Below are 14,199 nucleotides of genomic sequence, written 5' to 3' on the forward strand. Positions count from 1 at the left end.
GATCCGCACCGGCGGCGGCGTCTGGGCCAAACCTTCCGGTGGCGACCCTGTTCACCGACGCTGGTGCCACGGCGTGCGGCTACTGCAGCATTGTTGGGAGGGCCGTTCGTGAGTCCCGGAGAGTTGCCTGCTGCCGAAACCCTGCACAGTGGTGTGAACGCCGATGTCGTCACGGCGGCTGAGCGTGCCCTGGGGGCCGTGGTGGTGCTGTGGAACCGGGCTGGGCGAGACCTTGAGGTGTCTCTGTCTCCGATCCAGTTGCAGACGATCGAGATCATCGCCCGCCATGGCGAGGTCAATCTGCGCGGCCTGGCATCCGAGCTGGACGCCATTCCGTCCTCGGCGAGCCGGCTGTGCGACCGCATGGAGGCCGCGGGACTGGTCATCCGGGAGGGGGCGCTGGCCGATCGCCGCGAGGTCGTCCTGCGACTGACCGAGGAGGGGCAGGCCCTTTTCGCTGAACTGAGCGAAAGGCGCAAATCAGTGGTGGCAGAGGCGCTGGCCGGGATGACATCGGCGTCTCAGCGGTGCCTCATCGATGCCCTCACGGAGTTCGGACGGCTGTGCGAACAGCCGGATGCCGCGCAACCGGATGTCGTGCAGCCGCCGATCGTGCGAGACCGCTCCGCCTAGTGCGCTGGTGGGCCCCAACAATTGTCGCCGGCCTCCTCGAGCGGATGAGCGGGGCCGACGTCACCGTTGCCTGGTTCGGCGAACCTCGCTGTCATCCAAAGGTCCTGATCACGGCTGGCAGGATATGCAGACCCTTGATCCGGGTCGTGCTGGAATCGGCACAGCGCCGAGTGCCCTGGCCTGCGCCTACTTCGCACCCGAGCCCTTTTCGCCGAACTGCTCTGCCGGGCGCGTCGGCGTGGACGCGGAGCTCATGCTGCCCGGCCCGCACGCCGACAGCGCGTCGGCAGGCTGGCCAGCAGCGCCACTGTGCGGGTCTGTTGTCGAGCGGAGTGCGGATCCGGCGGTATCAGCGATAACCCCATCCGCCGTTCCTTGTAAGGGAGCGTCATGCTCCATCTCCTCGGGAAGTCAGGGGGCGGAGCGCCGGGTCCTCCTGCCGCCGCGGCGGCGTGATGGGCTCAGAATTTTCAGCACGACCCTGAACGGCAGTGTGATGACGGTCACGATCGTTCCGAGAATGTCTCGAAGGGCACTGAGGATTCGATTCATCGCTTTCTCCTTGCGGCGGGGGTCCGCAATCGCTGCGGCGAGCAGGACCCGGGGGCGAGAAGGTGGTCGTGAAGGCACCGCATCGCGAGAGGTGCTGGATACGGCGAGGGGCCGAAGATGCTGACGCCGCCAGGGCCGACCACCAGCCCGACGATGATCAGGACCACGCCCCAGAGGATGTCGCGGCGCGCGACACGTACGTAGATCCCGGCGATGACCAGGATGACTGCGATGGCCGCGAGATTGTTGCCATGGGGCAACGGTTCCCGGGCGCTGGATGCTCAAACACGCTAGTGAAGCGGCAGGGCATGGCGATAGGCGCCGGTGCCGACGGTGGGCCGCCACTGTTACCCCAGGTCTTGGCCGACGCGCGTTTGGCTTGATGCCGAACGGGGAGAGCCGCCCGTCCAGTGAAAGGTGGCGATATGTCGGCGAACGTGGCAGGCAGTGTGCCAGGCACAGGGCGCAAGACCGCGGGACACCCGTGGTTTCATCGTCTGACCCGCACGGGCCTGGCGGCCCGCGGGATCATCTACCTGCTGATCGGACTGCTCGCGGCGCAGATCGGCATGGGGAACGGAAAAGGAGAGGCGGACCAGAAGGGAGCGCTGGCCACTGTGGTCGGCACCCCTGGCGGGACAGTCGCACTCTGGTTGATCGTGGTCGGATTCGCCGGCCTCGCCTTGTGGCAATACGCTGAGGCCCGCTACGGCCAGCCGGTCCCGGACGGGCACAAGGCGCACAATCGGCTCGTGTCGTTCACACGCGGCCTGCTGTACACCGCCAGCCTCATCGGGGCATTGGCCTTCGCCCTCGGCCACCAGGGCGGCTCCACCGACCAGCGGTCCCAGGCCTTCACCGCCAAGGTGATGGCCGAGCCGGGCGGCCGTTGGGTCGTGCTGGCGATCGCGGCCGGCTTCCTGATCGTGGGAGCCGCCATCATCTACACCGGAGCCCGGCGAGAATTCCTGCAGGAACTCAAGACCGGGCAGATACACGCCCGGGCACGCCAGGCCGTCACGGTGCTGGGGCTGCTCGGCAACTGCGCCCGCGGCCTGGTCTTCAGCGGAGTCGGCGTCTTTCTCGGCTATGCCGCGATCACCTTCGACCCGGGCAAGGCCAAGGGCTTGGACGGCACCTTGCGCGAGTCGGCGCACACTCCAGCCGGCCCGTGGCTGCTGGTCGCCGTGGCCGTGGGATTGGCGATCTTCGGCGTGTACTCCTTCTGCGAAGCGCGCTGGCGCAAAGTGGAGACCGTCCGGGCCTGATCAACGCGCCGACGGGAGCGACCTTCAAGCCCGCGAGTCGGTCGGTATCGGTCAGGTGCCGCGGCAGACGTCGGCGTAGCGCCCTTGACGAGTGAGGTACATTCACATTAGTTGCCATATGACAACTACTGACTCATGGAGATACCGGGAGAAACCTTGATTAAGATCATCCTGCTTATTGTGGTGATTCTCGTCGCGCTCGCGGTAGCCCGGATGATGCTCAATCGCCGCCCTTAGGCAACGGCGATGATCTGGAATACTTATTTCCAGTCAAGGCAGAGCACCACGGCGTCGTCAGCGAGATCGCGGCCTTCGTGATAGTCGATCAGGGAAGCGATGATCGACAGCGGAACCTCTGATGTGTCCTGTAGCCGAGTACGCCGGATCTGCTGCTCCAGGACCAGCGTTCCGTAATCACCGCCGCTGGGAGCGGCGGCTGAGAAGACGCCGTCGCTCACGATGACGAGGCGGTCTCCAGGCTCGATATTGAAATGCTGAATCTCGTAAGCGGTTTCGGCGAACATCCCCAGCGGCATCTGATGCTCGAGTTCGATCGGGGTCACCTTCGCCCCGCGCATGCGAAGGAGGCGCGGTGATCCCGCGTCGACCGCCGAAACCAGGCCATCGGCCAGATCAATGCGCAACACCAGTGTCTCGGTGAATTCCTCGCCGCGGTAACGGGCATGGACGACGTCCCCCGCCAGGCTTGCCTGCTCGGCCACATCTCCGCCTGAACGCCGCGCGTTCCGTAGCGCTCCCACGGTCAGCGAGGTCAGCAAGGCCGCTTGGATGCCCGTCCCGGAACCGTTGGTCACGGTCAGTGCCAGATGGTCCTGTTCAGTGGACCAGTCGAAGTTGTCGCCACCGATTGAGTAGGCCGGCTCCAGGTGGCCCGCCAGGCTGTACTCCGAACCCGCGCAGCCCTGGCCGGGAAGCAACTGCCACTGCAGTTCCGCGGCGAGCGTCAGTCGGCGTCTGCGGCGAACCCGTTCGTAGCGGTCGGTATGGTTCCAGGCGACCTTCAGGGCCGCCCCGGCGATCTCGGCGATCTCATCGATCTCATCGACAAGTCGGCCGGGCTCGGGAACCGTCGTCACGACGCCGAGCACACCCAGGCGCTCACCACGCGCCAGAACCGGAGCAAGAATCTCGCATGCCGCGCTGCCGTCCTCGAGCGTGACGGGCTCCAGCATCGGGCGGCGGGAGATGAACACTCGCCCGGCCGCGGTGCCCAGCATCTGAATGGGGGCGTCGTCGAGTTCGCCATCCGGTGAAAGCAGCACGCTGAGGTGATAGTCGGCCAAGAGCAGCCGAACGACCACCACGTCAGGCAGCCCCTCCACGATCGCCTTCTCCAGAGACTCGGGCAACGAATGCGCTGGAGCCGCGCGGATCGCGCGCTCCACCTCGGCCGGGAAATGTGATCGCCGCATCAGCGCATCACCGACATAGCTCTAAGGTGCCCTGAATGAGACTTTCGGTGACGGGTAGGGGATCGATGATCAGCCGCCAACCCTCCTGGCACGGGTGAGGTAACAAATTGACCGGCCCCAGGGAGTCCCCCTCGGAAGACATCCCCACCGACGTCATGCACGCAGCCGATTACCTCGCGCGGCTGTGGGCACAAAGCCGTGAGGGCGCCGAGCCGTCCATCTCCAGCCCGCAATTCGACTGCCTCCTCGCCATCGACCGGCGAGCGGGACTGACCATCAACGAACTTGCCGGAGCTCTGGTGGCCGCTCCCTCGTCGGTCTCGCGTCTTTGTGACAGGCTGCAGGCTGCCGGTCTCGTAGAGCGGGAGACACCCGACGCCGATCGTCGCAGGACCACGCTGGTACTCACGCGTCATGGGCGGCAGCTCCTTCATCAAGTTGTCCACCGGCGCCAACGTGATCTGGCCGCGCTCATGAACCAGATGTCAGCAACCGGTCGCGCCGCCTTGCTGCGCGGACTCTCCGACCTTCAGGCCATCCTTGATGATACCTCCCCAAATGCCCTGATCGAGGGCGACGGACCCATGCGGGCCTGAGACCGACACAGCCTTCAAACCTGGGCAGCCACACCCAGGGCAGGCATGCCGCACGGCAGCGAGCACGAAAACCCATCCTCGGCGCGCCAACGTCGAGCACTATTAGTTAGTGCCCGAATACGCTATGCCACCCTCGGGTAGCGACCGCGAGGGTGTGGCGCTTCGGGGCACCGGCGGTTCCGTCGACGGTCGGCTCCGCCACCGGCTGGTGCCGGAAATCGACAGGACTGGCCGACAGAGATATAGTTGCCATATGGCAACTATTGTCGACGCGTGAGACTTGTGTCTTCATCACAGAGCTTTGGATGCTGCCACGCCCGGGACGACCTGGCACGTGGCCGCTCGGAAGCCGAGCACAGATCTGGAGAGTCTGGTCAAGGCGTCCGCGCGAGGGGCGCGGGTGATCTGAGTTGATGCCACCCAGCCGCAGACTAGGGCAAGGAGGGCAAGGTCGCGTGGACGGACGACTCGGTCTGTACAGCAAAACACTTCCCGGGGCCACGCTCGTCTCGGTCGAGGGTGAACTGGACGGGTCCGCGGTCGAAGAGTTTGACACCTACATCACGCGAGTTCAGCAAGGCCCCGGTGATCACCTGGTCGTCGATCTTTCCGAAGTCGCAATGCTGGACAGTGCGGCGGTACGCGCGATCATGCGGATCCAGAGCTACGCAGTTGAGCACGGCGGATCGGTTCGGCTGGCCGGGCTACAGCCTTTCGTGCGGCAGGTCATCCGGCAGACCAAGCTCGATGAACGCATACCGGTTCACCGCGATGCGACCGCGGCTCTCCGCGCCGCGCTCACCGGAATGCCAGGCGGTGCTTCAAACTGCTCGATCCGCGACATGAGCGTCTGATCACGAGGAATGCTTACTTCTTCCCTTTGCCGAAGGCCAGGCTCAACTCGGTTTGCCCGTCGAGCCGGCTCCGGCGTGGAAGGAGATCCTGGCGGGGCTGCGCGACCCGGTTCCGCGGGCGTCGGCGATCGGCGCGCTGGCCGACCTGGTGGCCACACCGTTGGGCCTGTGGCTGCTGCGCACGTCCTACGTCACGCCCGGCACCGACCCGGCTCCGCTGCTGGAGAATCGGTTCGCCGGCTCCCGCGCGCTGCGCGCCCATCTGTTCGACCGGCTCATTCCCGCGCTGATCGACACTCGTCCGCCCAGCGACGACCCCGCCGAGATGTTCCGGCCGCGCCGCCGCCACGACCCCGCCCAGGTCCGCCGCTGGCTGGGCTACCTCGCCCACCAGCTCACCCGTACGGGCAGTCGCGACTTCGCCTGGTGGCACCTGGCCCGCACGGCCCGCACCACGCGTTTGCCCAGGCTCATCGCTGCCCTCGCGATCGGCATCGCCGCCGTCGCCGCGACCGCACTGGAGTTCAGCCCCGAGTTCGGACTCGCGGTCGGTCTTGTGGCCGCGCTCGTCGGCGGCGTGACGATCGCCCTGGTGACCTGGCTGCGGACGGCGTCCTGGAACGGGAACCTCCCGGCTTCGCCGACCTGCGGCTTCGCCGACGCCTCAAGCTCCTCGTACGCGTTCTCGGAGCGCGCCTCGCGGTCTGCGTCGCCATCGGCATGGCGGTCGGGTTCCTGGCCTGGTCCGTGTTCGGGCTCACCGGCTGGTTCGGATTCGGGCTCGGGCTCGGCCTGGAGGGCGGGCTCGTGTGGGGCCTGGCGGCCTGGGCCGAGGCTCCGGCCAAGGACGAGCGGGCGCGCACGCCTCTGGCCAGCTGGCGTGCGGACCGTACCCTGAACCGCCTGCGCATCGTGACGGCGGGGCTCGTCTTCGGGCTGGTCGGCGGGCTGGTGGGAGGCATCAGAGGCGGGCTCATGGGCGGCGCCGGCGGCATGTCCGAGGCGGGCCTCGGGAGCGGGCTCGTCGCCGGAGGCGGTTTCGGGCTGCTCGGCGGACTCCTGTTCGGCTTCCTGATCGGCCGGCACCACGCCTGCTGGGCCTGCATGGCCGCGACCGACCGGCTCAGCCGCCGCGGCCGTCTCCCGCGCAGGCTGATGCCGTTCCTGGACGACGCCCACCGACTGGGGCTGCTCCGAACAGCCGGGCCGGTCTACCAGTTCCGCCACGCGTACCTGCACGACCACCTGGCCGCCACCTACGACCCGGACGGGGAGTGAGCCGACTACGAGTGAGCGTGCTGCGGGCGGCGGCCCGCAGTACGGCGCGCCCGTCCGGCCCTGGAGTCCTAGCTCGGGACACCAGCCGTAAGGTAGGTAGCTAGATGATCACGTGCTCGCCGCCGGGGCGGCCGGCGGGCGGGCCGGTCGCCGCGGATGCTCACCGCGATCTCCTCCCGCCCGCTCAGCTCGATGCGCAGGTCGGCGCGATTGATGTTGGCATTGTGGCGATGCCGGCGAACCCGGGCCGGTTCGTCGTGCCGCCGTTCGGTCTCGCTGATCAGCTGGCCCGCCGTGGTCGGCCGGTGTGCGACCTGTCGCAGGACCACGACAGCCTCAGGTGATCCGATCACGAGAGGTCGGGAACGGCGCTCAGGGGGCACAGATGGCGTAGGCGGTTACGCTCCAGGGGTCGGGTGAACCGGCGCCTGGGGTTTCCCGTCCGGTCGCGGTGACGCTGGTGAGCGCCGTGTTCGGGACGACCTGCTCGCGGATGAGCGAGTTGGTGTCGGGAAAGCCTCCGATCGAGGAACTGCCCGCGTGCACGCGAGTGCCCGCCGGGCAGGTGGCGGTGGCCGACTTGGGCGTCGTGGAGTCGCTGGCCGACGATCCGAAGACCAGGGTGCGGCCCTGGATCGGATTCGCGCAGACCGCGACGGACGTGATGGTCCAGGTGCCGGCGTAGCCGGTGTCATCGGGCACCGCCGGGGTCAGGACCTCGGCCGGGTCGAAGGGGTTGCTGCCGAGCAGCATCACCTGTCCCTGGCCGTTGTTGACCTGGCCGCCCATGCCGATGATGTGCTTGCCGCTTGGACAGAATGCCGAGGTGTAGGTCACACCTGTCGAGCCGGGCCCGGTGCTGGCGACGTGCTGCGCCCCGGCAGGTGCCGAGCCGCAGATGGCGTGGGCTCTGATCTGCCAGTTGGCGCCGTAGCCGGTCTCGTCCTCGTGCGCGCCGACCTTGTAGCCGCTCAGCGTCGAGGTCGGCCGCAGGCCGGTGAACACCACCTCACCAGCTCCGTTGATGATCTCGCCACCGCCGCCGAGCACTGAGGTGCCCGCCGGGCAGGCGGCCGTGACGGACTTGGCCGTCGACGAATCGCTGACTGTGGTGGCGCTGATCCTCTGCAGATTCGGTACCGCCTGGGCCTGCGCCGTGGTGATAACTATTAAGGCGAAGGCCGTTGCGGTGATGGATAACGGGCGAATCAGGCGGTTTGCGGTCATGGTCCTCTCCGAATTCTTCCCCCGCGGTAATGCGGTCGGGCGTGTGCGCCTATCGTCGGCCATGCCGGTTCGGATGCCTAGGCCGGGCGGAGGCCGGATTGCGCCATGCAGCGATCCGGTATCCCCGCGCGAGCCCCCTTTGAACACAAGGGCATCGACGCTCAAGGCCGATGAAATTCCCACGACGGTGAAGATCAAAGATTGCGATCTACGCGGCATTGTGATCGGAACTTCGGAAGGATTCTGCGCGATCGTCCATCCGACCGAAAATCAGTGACCTTCGAGCACTTCCGTACCGAAGGTGCGGCCACCTTGAAAATCAACCTCGATGACGCCGCAGGGACGGCCACCGCTAGCTTCAAAGCCCACCCGCCACCGAATCAGCTAGGGCGTGTCTCCCAATATGTGACCCAACTCGGTGAGCGCGTACTCGCGCAGGTCTCCGCGCACGGCCTCGACGGAAATCTCTCCGACGCGTGCGCGCACACGGTCGTCGAAGACGAGCACTTCCAGCGCGTACGAGCTCGGTACCCCAGCGTCCTCGCCCATGTCCGGCCACTCGATGCCCGGCATCGGCGGAACCTACGCCCACGTCTCCCCGTTCATGCGCGAGCGGCTCCAAGCGTTGTGGGAGACGACCCCGGACCAGCGGGCCGCCCTCTGGTCGACGTCCCCGGTGCCGGTCCTGAACGCTCGCCGACCGGCGCAAGCGGGTTGGCCGTCTCCTGATCGGCCGTCCGCGGAGGGCCAGCCCTCGGGGCAGCGGCTGCATCTAACGATCTTGAGCCGCTGTCGACGAAGAGTTTCAGCACGTCAGGTTCTGTCAGACGGGCTACTTCAGGAGCTGGCGGGCCATGACCACGCGCTGGATCTGGTTGGTGCCCTCGTAGATCTGGGTGATCTTGGCGTCGCGCATCATGCGCTCCACCGGGAACTCGCGGGTGTAGCCGTAGCCGCCGAGGAGCTGGACGGCGTCGGTGGTCACGTCCATCGCCACGTCGGACGCCAGCGCCTTGCACGCCGAGGACACGAAGGTCAGGTCGGCGACCTTCTCGCCGTGCATCGCCCGCTCGGACTTGATCGCCGCGTGGTAGGTGAGCTGGCGGGCCCCTTCGAGCCGCATCGCCATGTCGGCCAGCATGAACTGCACGCCCTGGAAGTCGGCGATGGGCTTGCCGAACTGGCGGCGGTCCTTGACGTAGCCGAGCGCGAAGTCCAGGGCGCCCTGGGCGATGCCGAGGGCCTGGGCGGCGATGGTGATGCGGGTGTGGTCCAGGGTGGCCAGCGCCGTCTTGAAGCCGCTTCCCTCGGCGCCGATGATCCGGTCGGCGGGGATGCGGACGTCCTCGAGGATCACCTGGCGGGTCGGGGAGCCCTTGATGCCCAGCTTGCGCTCCTTGGGACCGAAGGAGACGCCCGGGTCGCCCTTCTCTACGACGAACGCGGAGATGCCGCGGGCGCCCTGCGCCGGGTCGGTGACGGCCATCACCGTGTAGTACTCCGACTCCCCCGCGTTGGTGATCCACATCTTGGTGCCGTTCAGCACCCACGCCTCGCCGTCGCGGACCGCGCGGGTCTTCATCCCGGCCGCGTCCGAACCGGCGTCGGCCTCCGACAGGGCGTAGGAGAACATCGCCCCGTCGCGCGCCACCGGGCCCAGGTACTTCGCCTTCAGCTCCTCGGAGCCGGACAGCAGGATCGGGACGGTGCCCAGCTTGTTCACCGCCGGGATCAGCGACGACGAGGCGCACGCGCGGGCGACCTCCTCGATCACGATCACCGTGGCCAGGGCGTCCGCGCCACCTCCCCCGTACTGCTCGGGGACGTGCACCGCGTGCAGGTCGTTGGCCACCAGCGCGTCGAGGGCCTCTTGGGGGAACCGGGACTCCTCGTCGACCTCCGCCGCGAACGGGGCGATCTTGGCGTCGGCCAGCTCGCGCACGGTGCTGCGCAGCAGCTCGTGGTCCTTGGACGGCGCATAGGCGGGAAAGTCGTTCATCGGTCCTCCGCGGGTCCCCGGCAGCGTCGACGGGCCATTACTTTGACGGCCAATATTTGAACGCCAAAGTAAGCGAGAGGGCCGCGCGGAGTCAAGGCGAGGCCGGGCGACACGCGTCACATGCGAAGGCGGACGGTCCCGCCGGCCCCCGTCCGGGTCGGCGGGACCGTCCTTTTCCGTGGCCGGTTGACCGGACAGGGCTCGAACCTGCGACCCGCTGTGTGTGAGACAGCCGCTCTACCCGACTGAGCTACCGGTCATCGCCCGGAGCGCCTTGGCCGTCGCCACTCCGGCATGGGTGCCCGCCGGCGGGCGGTGGCGTCCGCCCGCCTGGGCACGGGAGAACCAGCCGGGGGTCGTTACTCCCGCCGGTCCAGTCCAGAGCCGCACCCGGGAATCGAACCCGGTTCGCCTGGGTGGAAGCCAGGTGTCTCACCATTCGACTTGTGCGACGTGTGCTGGGCATGAAAAAGCCGCCTGGGAGGATCTCCCTGGCGGCCTCTGGAGGGGCTTTCAGATCTATCCAGAGGCGTCCGCGGGGACGCTGGAACCGCCTTGCGGCCGAACACCGAAAGACCGCCGCCGATACTGGGTGACAATCCCGGTCATCGTGCGGCTCCCTTCTCTACTCGTCCGTTCGGCTTGTTACCCATATGGTGCGGCATGGGCTCCGACATTGGCAATCGCTTTTCACGCGGGACCGCACCGGGGGCCTCCCAGCTCGTGGGTCCCCGGTGCGGCCGTCGTTGATCGGCAGAGCGCCGTGTCAGAAGGCCCTGCGGCGGGTGCGGGCCGGGCGGCGGCGCGACGGGGTCAGCAGCCGCTGGAGGATCCTCAACGGCAGCGTCACGACGCTGATGACCACGCCCGCCAGGGCGCTGAGCACGCCCACGACCGTGCCGACGATGGCGCTGAGCGCTGCACTGATGCGGCGCATAGGAATTCACTCCTTCAAGTCGTCCTATAGCGCCCTATACCCGCACTCGGTGATTTACACGGACTTTGCCGCGACGATGACGGTGGCGGCGAATTCCGTGGATTCGGCGACGGTCGCGGCGAGGCCGGCCCGGTCGGCGGCCGCGACGGCGTCCGGGACCTGCCGTCCGCTCGTCTCGAACAGCAGGCGCCCGCCCGGCGACAGCCAGTCCGGCGCCTCGGCGGTGACGCGGCGCAGGACGTCGAGGCCGTCCGCGCCGCCGTCGAGCGCCACGCGCGGCTCGTGCTCCCGCGCCTCCGCCGGCATCATCGCCAGCTCGCCGGCCGGGACGTAGGGCACGTTGGCGAGCAGCACGTCGATCCGGCCGCGCAGCGTGGCGGGGAGCGGGGCGAAGAGGTCGCCCTCGTGGACGTGCCCGCCGAACGGCTCGACGTTGCGGCGGGCGCAGCGCACCGCCGCGGGCTCGATGTCGGCGGCGTGCAGCGTGAACTCGTCCCGGCCGTCGGAGAGCAGGGCGGAGGCGAGGGCGGCGCCCAGCGCGCCGGTGCCGCAGCAGAGGTCGACGACGACGGGACGCGGCGGAGCGAGCGCGGCGGCCTGCCGGACGAGGAACTCGGTGCGGCGGCGGGGCACGAAGACGCCGGGGTCGACGGCGATCCGGAGGCCGCAGAACTCGGCCCAGCCGAGGACGTGTTCGAGCGGCAGCCCGGCGGCGCGGCGTTCCACCATGGCGGACGCGTCGTCCGGCGTGGCGGCCGTGGCGAGGATCAGCCGGGCCTCGTCCTCGGCGAAGACGCAGCCCGCGGCGCGGAGCCTGGCGACGATGGCGGTTTCGGTGTGTGGTCCGGTCATGAGCGACGGCAACTGTATCCGAGGCCCCGCAACGTCCCCTGCCCCGGCGGTGTTGAAAGGACATGAGCATCTACGCGGACAGGGTCGCGGAGGGCGACTGGGCGGCGCTCGCCGATGAGATGGACGCCTACGGCAGCGCCCTGACGCCCCCGCTTCTGACCAAGGAGGAGTGCGGAGAGGTCTCCGCCCTTTACGACGACGTGGGACGGTTCCGTTCGACGATCGACATGGAGCGGTACCGGTTCGGCGCCGGGCAGTACCGGTATTTCGCCGAGCCGTTCCCGGAGCCGGTCGGCGAATTGCGCGCGGCGCTGTATCCGCGCCTGCTGCCGATCGCGCGGGAATGGGCGCCCCGGCTGGGACGGCCCGCGCCCTGGCCGGACACCCTCGCCGAATGGCTGGACATGTGCCACGCGGCAGGCCAGACGAGGCCGACGCCGATCCTCCTGAAATACGGGCGAGACGACTGGAACGCCCTGCACCGCGACCTCTACGGCGACCTGGTGTTCCCGCTCCAGGTCGTGATCGGCCTGGACGAGCCGGGGGTCGACTACACCGGCGGGGAGTTCCTGATGGTCGAGCAGCGGGCCCGCGCGCAATCGCGGGGCACGGCGACGCTGCTCCCCCGCGGTCACGGCCTGGTCTTCACCACGCGGGACCGTCCGGTGCGGACGAAGCGCGGGTGGTCGGCGGCACCGATGCGGCACGGGGTCAGCGTCGTCCGGTCAGGGCGCCGCCACTCCCTGGGCCTGGTGTTCCACGACGCGACCTGAGCCGAGACGGCCCGCACGCCCGGTGACCGCGCGCTGGTGACCTGCCCGCCCTGACCTTGTTTAGGCGCATTGTCAAGGGGCATCCCCGCTGCACGGGTCATCAGGGGGGCTGTGTGACGCGGGTGAAGTGGTGGGGGACGGGTCTCGTGGCGCTCACGCTGCTGGTCCTCTGGGCGGGCCTGCCCCTGCTGGACAAGGCGCTCGGGAACGGCGGCAGGCCGCTCGCGCCGGGGACGGTCGTGTCGGTCGGGACGGAGCGCGACGGCGTCCGGCCGATCACGCTGACCATCCCGCACGGCGGGTGGGCCCTTGACGAGGCCGAGACCTCGCTCACCGGCAACGCCGAGCTGACCAGCGAAGACGTCGTGGTCAACCTGAACGTCGCCGTCCCGCTGGCCCCGTTCGACGCGCGCGAGCTCTGGGACGGCTTAGGCCGCATCGTCGCGCTGGGCGGGCGTACGCGGCTCGGGGCGCGGCCCGTCCCGATCGTGACGGCCCACGGGATGACCGGGCTCACCGGGACGATCACCGGGCGGGACCGGGCGGGCACGGCGGCGGTCTTCGCCACGGACACGCTCGGGGCGACGGTGACGGCGGCCGGTCCCCCGCTCGCGTTCCGGAGCCTCGCCCCGCAGGTCCAGGCGATGGTGCGGACGCTCACGATCGCGGCGCCCTGGACGTCGGAGACGGGCCCGTGATCCGCAGGCCGGCGTTCTGGCTCTGGGCCGCGGTGTGCGCGGGCGGGGCGTGGATCGCCCTGCGCGGGATGGACGCCGCGGTCCGTGCGTTCCCGGTCGGCGCCGTGGTGGGCGGCGCGCTCCTCGCACCGGCGCTGGCCGCCGGCGTCTGGGGGCTGCGGCGGCTGCATCCCGTCCGGTCGCACCGGCTCGGGTACGCGCTGATCGCGGTGGCGTGGGGCGGGCTGGCCGCGTTCGGGCTGGCGTTACCCGCGAACGCGGCCTTCCACGCGGTCATCGGGAAGGCGGCCGGGCCGGATTTCAACTCCGCGTGGGGCGCGGCGATCGCCGCGCCGGTGGACGAGGAGATCCTGAAGCTGCTCGGCGTGGTGACGCTGGCGCTGATGGCGCCGTCCGCGATCCGCGGCCCGCTGGACGGCTGGGGCTACGGCGCCCTCGTCGGGCTCGGCTTCCAGATCTCCGAGAACTTCCTCTACGTGCTGAACACGATCGTGCTGACCGGGGCGACGCAGGACGTGAACGCGGCGCTGTTCTCGTTCGGCAGCCGGGTCATCGGCGGCGCGTGGTGGAGCCACTGGGCGATGACGGCGATCGGCGGGGCGGGACTCGGCTGCCTGTTCGGCCGGGTGTCCCGGGGAAGCGCGACCATGGCCGCCGCCGCGTTCGTCCTCGCGATGGCGCTGCACTCGTGGTGGGACGCGCCCGTCCTGCAGGGGGTGGTGCTGCTGCCGGTGAAGGGCGCGCCGATCCTGCTCGCGGCGATCGTCGCGTACCGGCTGGCGCGGCGCCGTTACCTGTCGCACTTCCGGCGGACGGTCCACGCCGAGACGGTGCGCGGCGTCCTCGTGCCGGGCGAGGGACATGTGCTCATCCACCGCAAGTGGCGCCGGAAGGAGCGGTGGGACGTGCCGACCGGCGAGCCGCGCCGGCTGCTCGCCCGGCTCAGGGCCGCGCAGCTGAGCCTGATCGAGGACGGTCTCGGCGGCCTGGAGCGGGACCCGCGGTCCACCGTGCGGCTGCGCACCGACGTCCACGACATGCGCCATCACCTCAACTCGTGCCCCTCGCCCCGGCGCGTGGCCTGACGCCCGGCCGCCGC

The 14,199-nt window shown here is 69.2% G+C and carries 17 protein-coding genes and 2 tRNA genes; 10 read left to right on the forward strand and 9 right to left on the reverse strand.

All coding sequences use genetic code 11. The annotated features are described in order from the left end of the window. Positions 1 to 108 precede the first annotated feature (108 nt). Positions 109 to 633 carry a MarR family winged helix-turn-helix transcriptional regulator gene (locus tag ETD83_RS08120; RefSeq protein ID WP_171064079.1) on the forward strand — a complete coding sequence of 175 codons (525 nt, stop codon included), beginning with the start codon at positions 109 to 111 and terminating at the stop codon, positions 631 to 633. A 548-nt stretch (positions 634 to 1,181) separates the two neighbouring features. On the opposite strand, the gene ETD83_RS44285 is transcribed toward ETD83_RS08120, so the two are convergent. Next, positions 1,182 to 1,445 (reverse strand): GPGG-motif small membrane protein, encoded by a 264-nt coding sequence (locus tag ETD83_RS44285; RefSeq protein ID WP_138644448.1) that lies wholly within the window; start codon positions 1,443 to 1,445, stop codon positions 1,182 to 1,184. Positions 1,446 to 1,610: 165 nt separating this feature from the next. On the opposite strand from ETD83_RS44285, the gene ETD83_RS08130 reads away from it, so the two are divergent. Beyond that, entirely contained in the window at positions 1,611 to 2,453 is an 843-nt protein-coding gene (locus ETD83_RS08130; protein ID WP_138644449.1) for a DUF1206 domain-containing protein, read from the forward strand. Between the two features lie 260 nt (positions 2,454 to 2,713). On the opposite strand, the gene ETD83_RS08135 is transcribed toward ETD83_RS08130, so the two are convergent. Next, on the reverse strand, positions 2,714 to 3,886 hold the full coding sequence (locus ETD83_RS08135; protein ID WP_138644450.1) for a PP2C family protein-serine/threonine phosphatase: 1,173 nt from the start codon (positions 3,884 to 3,886) through the stop codon (positions 2,714 to 2,716). A gap of 155 nt (positions 3,887 to 4,041) precedes the next feature. On the opposite strand from ETD83_RS08135, the gene ETD83_RS08140 reads away from it, so the two are divergent. The 5 genes from ETD83_RS08140 (at position 4,042) to ETD83_RS08160 (ending at position 6,958) form a co-directional block, all read left to right on the forward strand. Next, entirely contained in the window at positions 4,042 to 4,482 is a 441-nt protein-coding gene (locus tag ETD83_RS08140) for a MarR family winged helix-turn-helix transcriptional regulator (protein WP_138644451.1), read from the forward strand. Positions 4,483 to 4,937: 455 nt separating this feature from the next. Continuing rightward, the gene (locus ETD83_RS08145) at positions 4,938 to 5,336 is read left to right on the forward strand and encodes an STAS domain-containing protein (RefSeq protein ID WP_171064080.1); all 399 of its coding nucleotides are present in this window, start codon (positions 4,938 to 4,940) and stop codon (positions 5,334 to 5,336) included. Between the two features lie 52 nt (positions 5,337 to 5,388). Beyond that, positions 5,389 to 6,234, forward strand: a complete 846-nt coding sequence (locus ETD83_RS08150; protein ID WP_138644453.1) for a hypothetical protein — start codon at positions 5,389 to 5,391, stop codon at positions 6,232 to 6,234. 14 nt (positions 6,235 to 6,248) lie between these two features. After that, positions 6,249 to 6,614 (forward strand): hypothetical protein, encoded by a 366-nt coding sequence (locus tag ETD83_RS08155; protein WP_205717550.1) that lies wholly within the window; start codon positions 6,249 to 6,251, stop codon positions 6,612 to 6,614. 104 nt (positions 6,615 to 6,718) lie between these two features. Beyond that, positions 6,719 to 6,958 carry a hypothetical protein gene (locus ETD83_RS08160; protein ID WP_138644454.1) on the forward strand — a complete coding sequence of 80 codons (240 nt, stop codon included), beginning with the start codon at positions 6,719 to 6,721 and terminating at the stop codon, positions 6,956 to 6,958. 28 nt (positions 6,959 to 6,986) lie between these two features. On the opposite strand, the gene ETD83_RS08165 is transcribed toward ETD83_RS08160, so the two are convergent. The 7 genes from ETD83_RS08165 to ETD83_RS08190 all read right to left on the reverse strand — a co-directional run bounded on the left by ETD83_RS08165 (position 6,987) and on the right by ETD83_RS08190 (position 11,629). After that, a complete protein-coding gene (locus ETD83_RS08165) occupies positions 6,987 to 7,841 on the reverse strand; it encodes a hypothetical protein (protein ID WP_138644455.1) in 855 nt (284 codons plus the stop codon). 384 nt (positions 7,842 to 8,225) lie between these two features. Continuing rightward, complete coding sequence (locus ETD83_RS08170) at positions 8,226 to 8,414, reverse strand: hypothetical protein (protein ID WP_138644456.1); 189 nt, start codon at positions 8,412 to 8,414, stop codon at positions 8,226 to 8,228. A 259-nt stretch (positions 8,415 to 8,673) separates the two neighbouring features. Beyond that, entirely contained in the window at positions 8,674 to 9,840 is a 1,167-nt protein-coding gene (locus ETD83_RS08175) for an acyl-CoA dehydrogenase family protein (protein WP_138644457.1), read from the reverse strand. Positions 9,841 to 10,026: 186 nt separating this feature from the next. After that, positions 10,027 to 10,100: transfer RNA gene (locus ETD83_RS08180), tRNA-Val, on the reverse strand. A gap of 122 nt (positions 10,101 to 10,222) precedes the next feature. Then, positions 10,223 to 10,293, reverse strand: a tRNA-Gly gene (locus tag ETD83_RS08185). Between the two features lie 313 nt (positions 10,294 to 10,606). After that, entirely contained in the window at positions 10,607 to 10,777 is a 171-nt protein-coding gene (locus tag ETD83_RS42300) for a hypothetical protein (protein WP_171064081.1), read from the reverse strand. Between the two features lie 54 nt (positions 10,778 to 10,831). Continuing rightward, positions 10,832 to 11,629 (reverse strand): putative protein N(5)-glutamine methyltransferase, encoded by a 798-nt coding sequence (locus ETD83_RS08190; RefSeq protein WP_138644458.1) that lies wholly within the window; start codon positions 11,627 to 11,629, stop codon positions 10,832 to 10,834. Between the two features lie 62 nt (positions 11,630 to 11,691). On the opposite strand from ETD83_RS08190, the gene ETD83_RS08195 reads away from it, so the two are divergent. The 3 genes from ETD83_RS08195 to ETD83_RS08205 all read left to right on the forward strand — a co-directional run bounded on the left by ETD83_RS08195 (position 11,692) and on the right by ETD83_RS08205 (position 14,185). Further along, positions 11,692 to 12,402 carry a 2OG-Fe(II) oxygenase gene (locus ETD83_RS08195; RefSeq protein WP_138644459.1) on the forward strand — a complete coding sequence of 237 codons (711 nt, stop codon included), beginning with the start codon at positions 11,692 to 11,694 and terminating at the stop codon, positions 12,400 to 12,402. Between the two features lie 113 nt (positions 12,403 to 12,515). Continuing rightward, a complete protein-coding gene (locus tag ETD83_RS08200; protein WP_138644460.1) occupies positions 12,516 to 13,100 on the forward strand; it encodes a hypothetical protein in 585 nt (194 codons plus the stop codon). After that, positions 13,097 to 14,185, forward strand: a complete 1,089-nt coding sequence (locus tag ETD83_RS08205) for a PrsW family intramembrane metalloprotease (RefSeq protein WP_138644461.1) — start codon at positions 13,097 to 13,099, stop codon at positions 14,183 to 14,185. Before ETD83_RS08200 ends, ETD83_RS08205 begins: the two co-directional genes overlap by 4 nt. Positions 14,186 to 14,199 lie beyond the last annotated feature (14 nt).

This window comes from Actinomadura soli (genome assembly GCF_005889715.1).
Taxonomy (GTDB): Bacteria; Actinomycetota; Actinomycetes; order Streptosporangiales; family Streptosporangiaceae; genus Spirillospora; species Spirillospora soli.

Bases quoted from the DNA above. Each gene is read 5' to 3' on its own strand.
- ETD83_RS08130 (WP_138644449.1), top strand. From the start codon at position 1,611: ATGTCGGCGAACGTGGCAGGCAGTGTGCCAGGCACAGGGCGCAAGACC.
- ETD83_RS08135 (WP_138644450.1), bottom strand. From the start codon at position 3,886: ATGCGGCGATCACATTTCCCGGCCGAGGTGGAGCGCGCGATCCGCGCG.
- ETD83_RS08140 (WP_138644451.1), top strand. From the start codon at position 4,042: ATGCACGCAGCCGATTACCTCGCGCGGCTGTGGGCACAAAGCCGTGAG.
- ETD83_RS08160 (WP_138644454.1), top strand. From the start codon at position 6,719: ATGATCACGTGCTCGCCGCCGGGGCGGCCGGCGGGCGGGCCGGTCGCC.
- ETD83_RS08165 (WP_138644455.1), bottom strand. From the start codon at position 7,841: ATGACCGCAAACCGCCTGATTCGCCCGTTATCCATCACCGCAACGGCC.
- ETD83_RS08170 (WP_138644456.1), bottom strand. From the start codon at position 8,414: ATGCCGGGCATCGAGTGGCCGGACATGGGCGAGGACGCTGGGGTACCG.
- ETD83_RS08175 (WP_138644457.1), bottom strand. From the start codon at position 9,840: ATGAACGACTTTCCCGCCTATGCGCCGTCCAAGGACCACGAGCTGCTG.
- ETD83_RS42300 (WP_171064081.1), bottom strand. From the start codon at position 10,777: ATGCGCCGCATCAGTGCAGCGCTCAGCGCCATCGTCGGCACGGTCGTG.
- ETD83_RS08190 (WP_138644458.1), bottom strand. From the start codon at position 11,629: ATGACCGGACCACACACCGAAACCGCCATCGTCGCCAGGCTCCGCGCC.
- ETD83_RS08195 (WP_138644459.1), top strand. From the start codon at position 11,692: ATGAGCATCTACGCGGACAGGGTCGCGGAGGGCGACTGGGCGGCGCTC.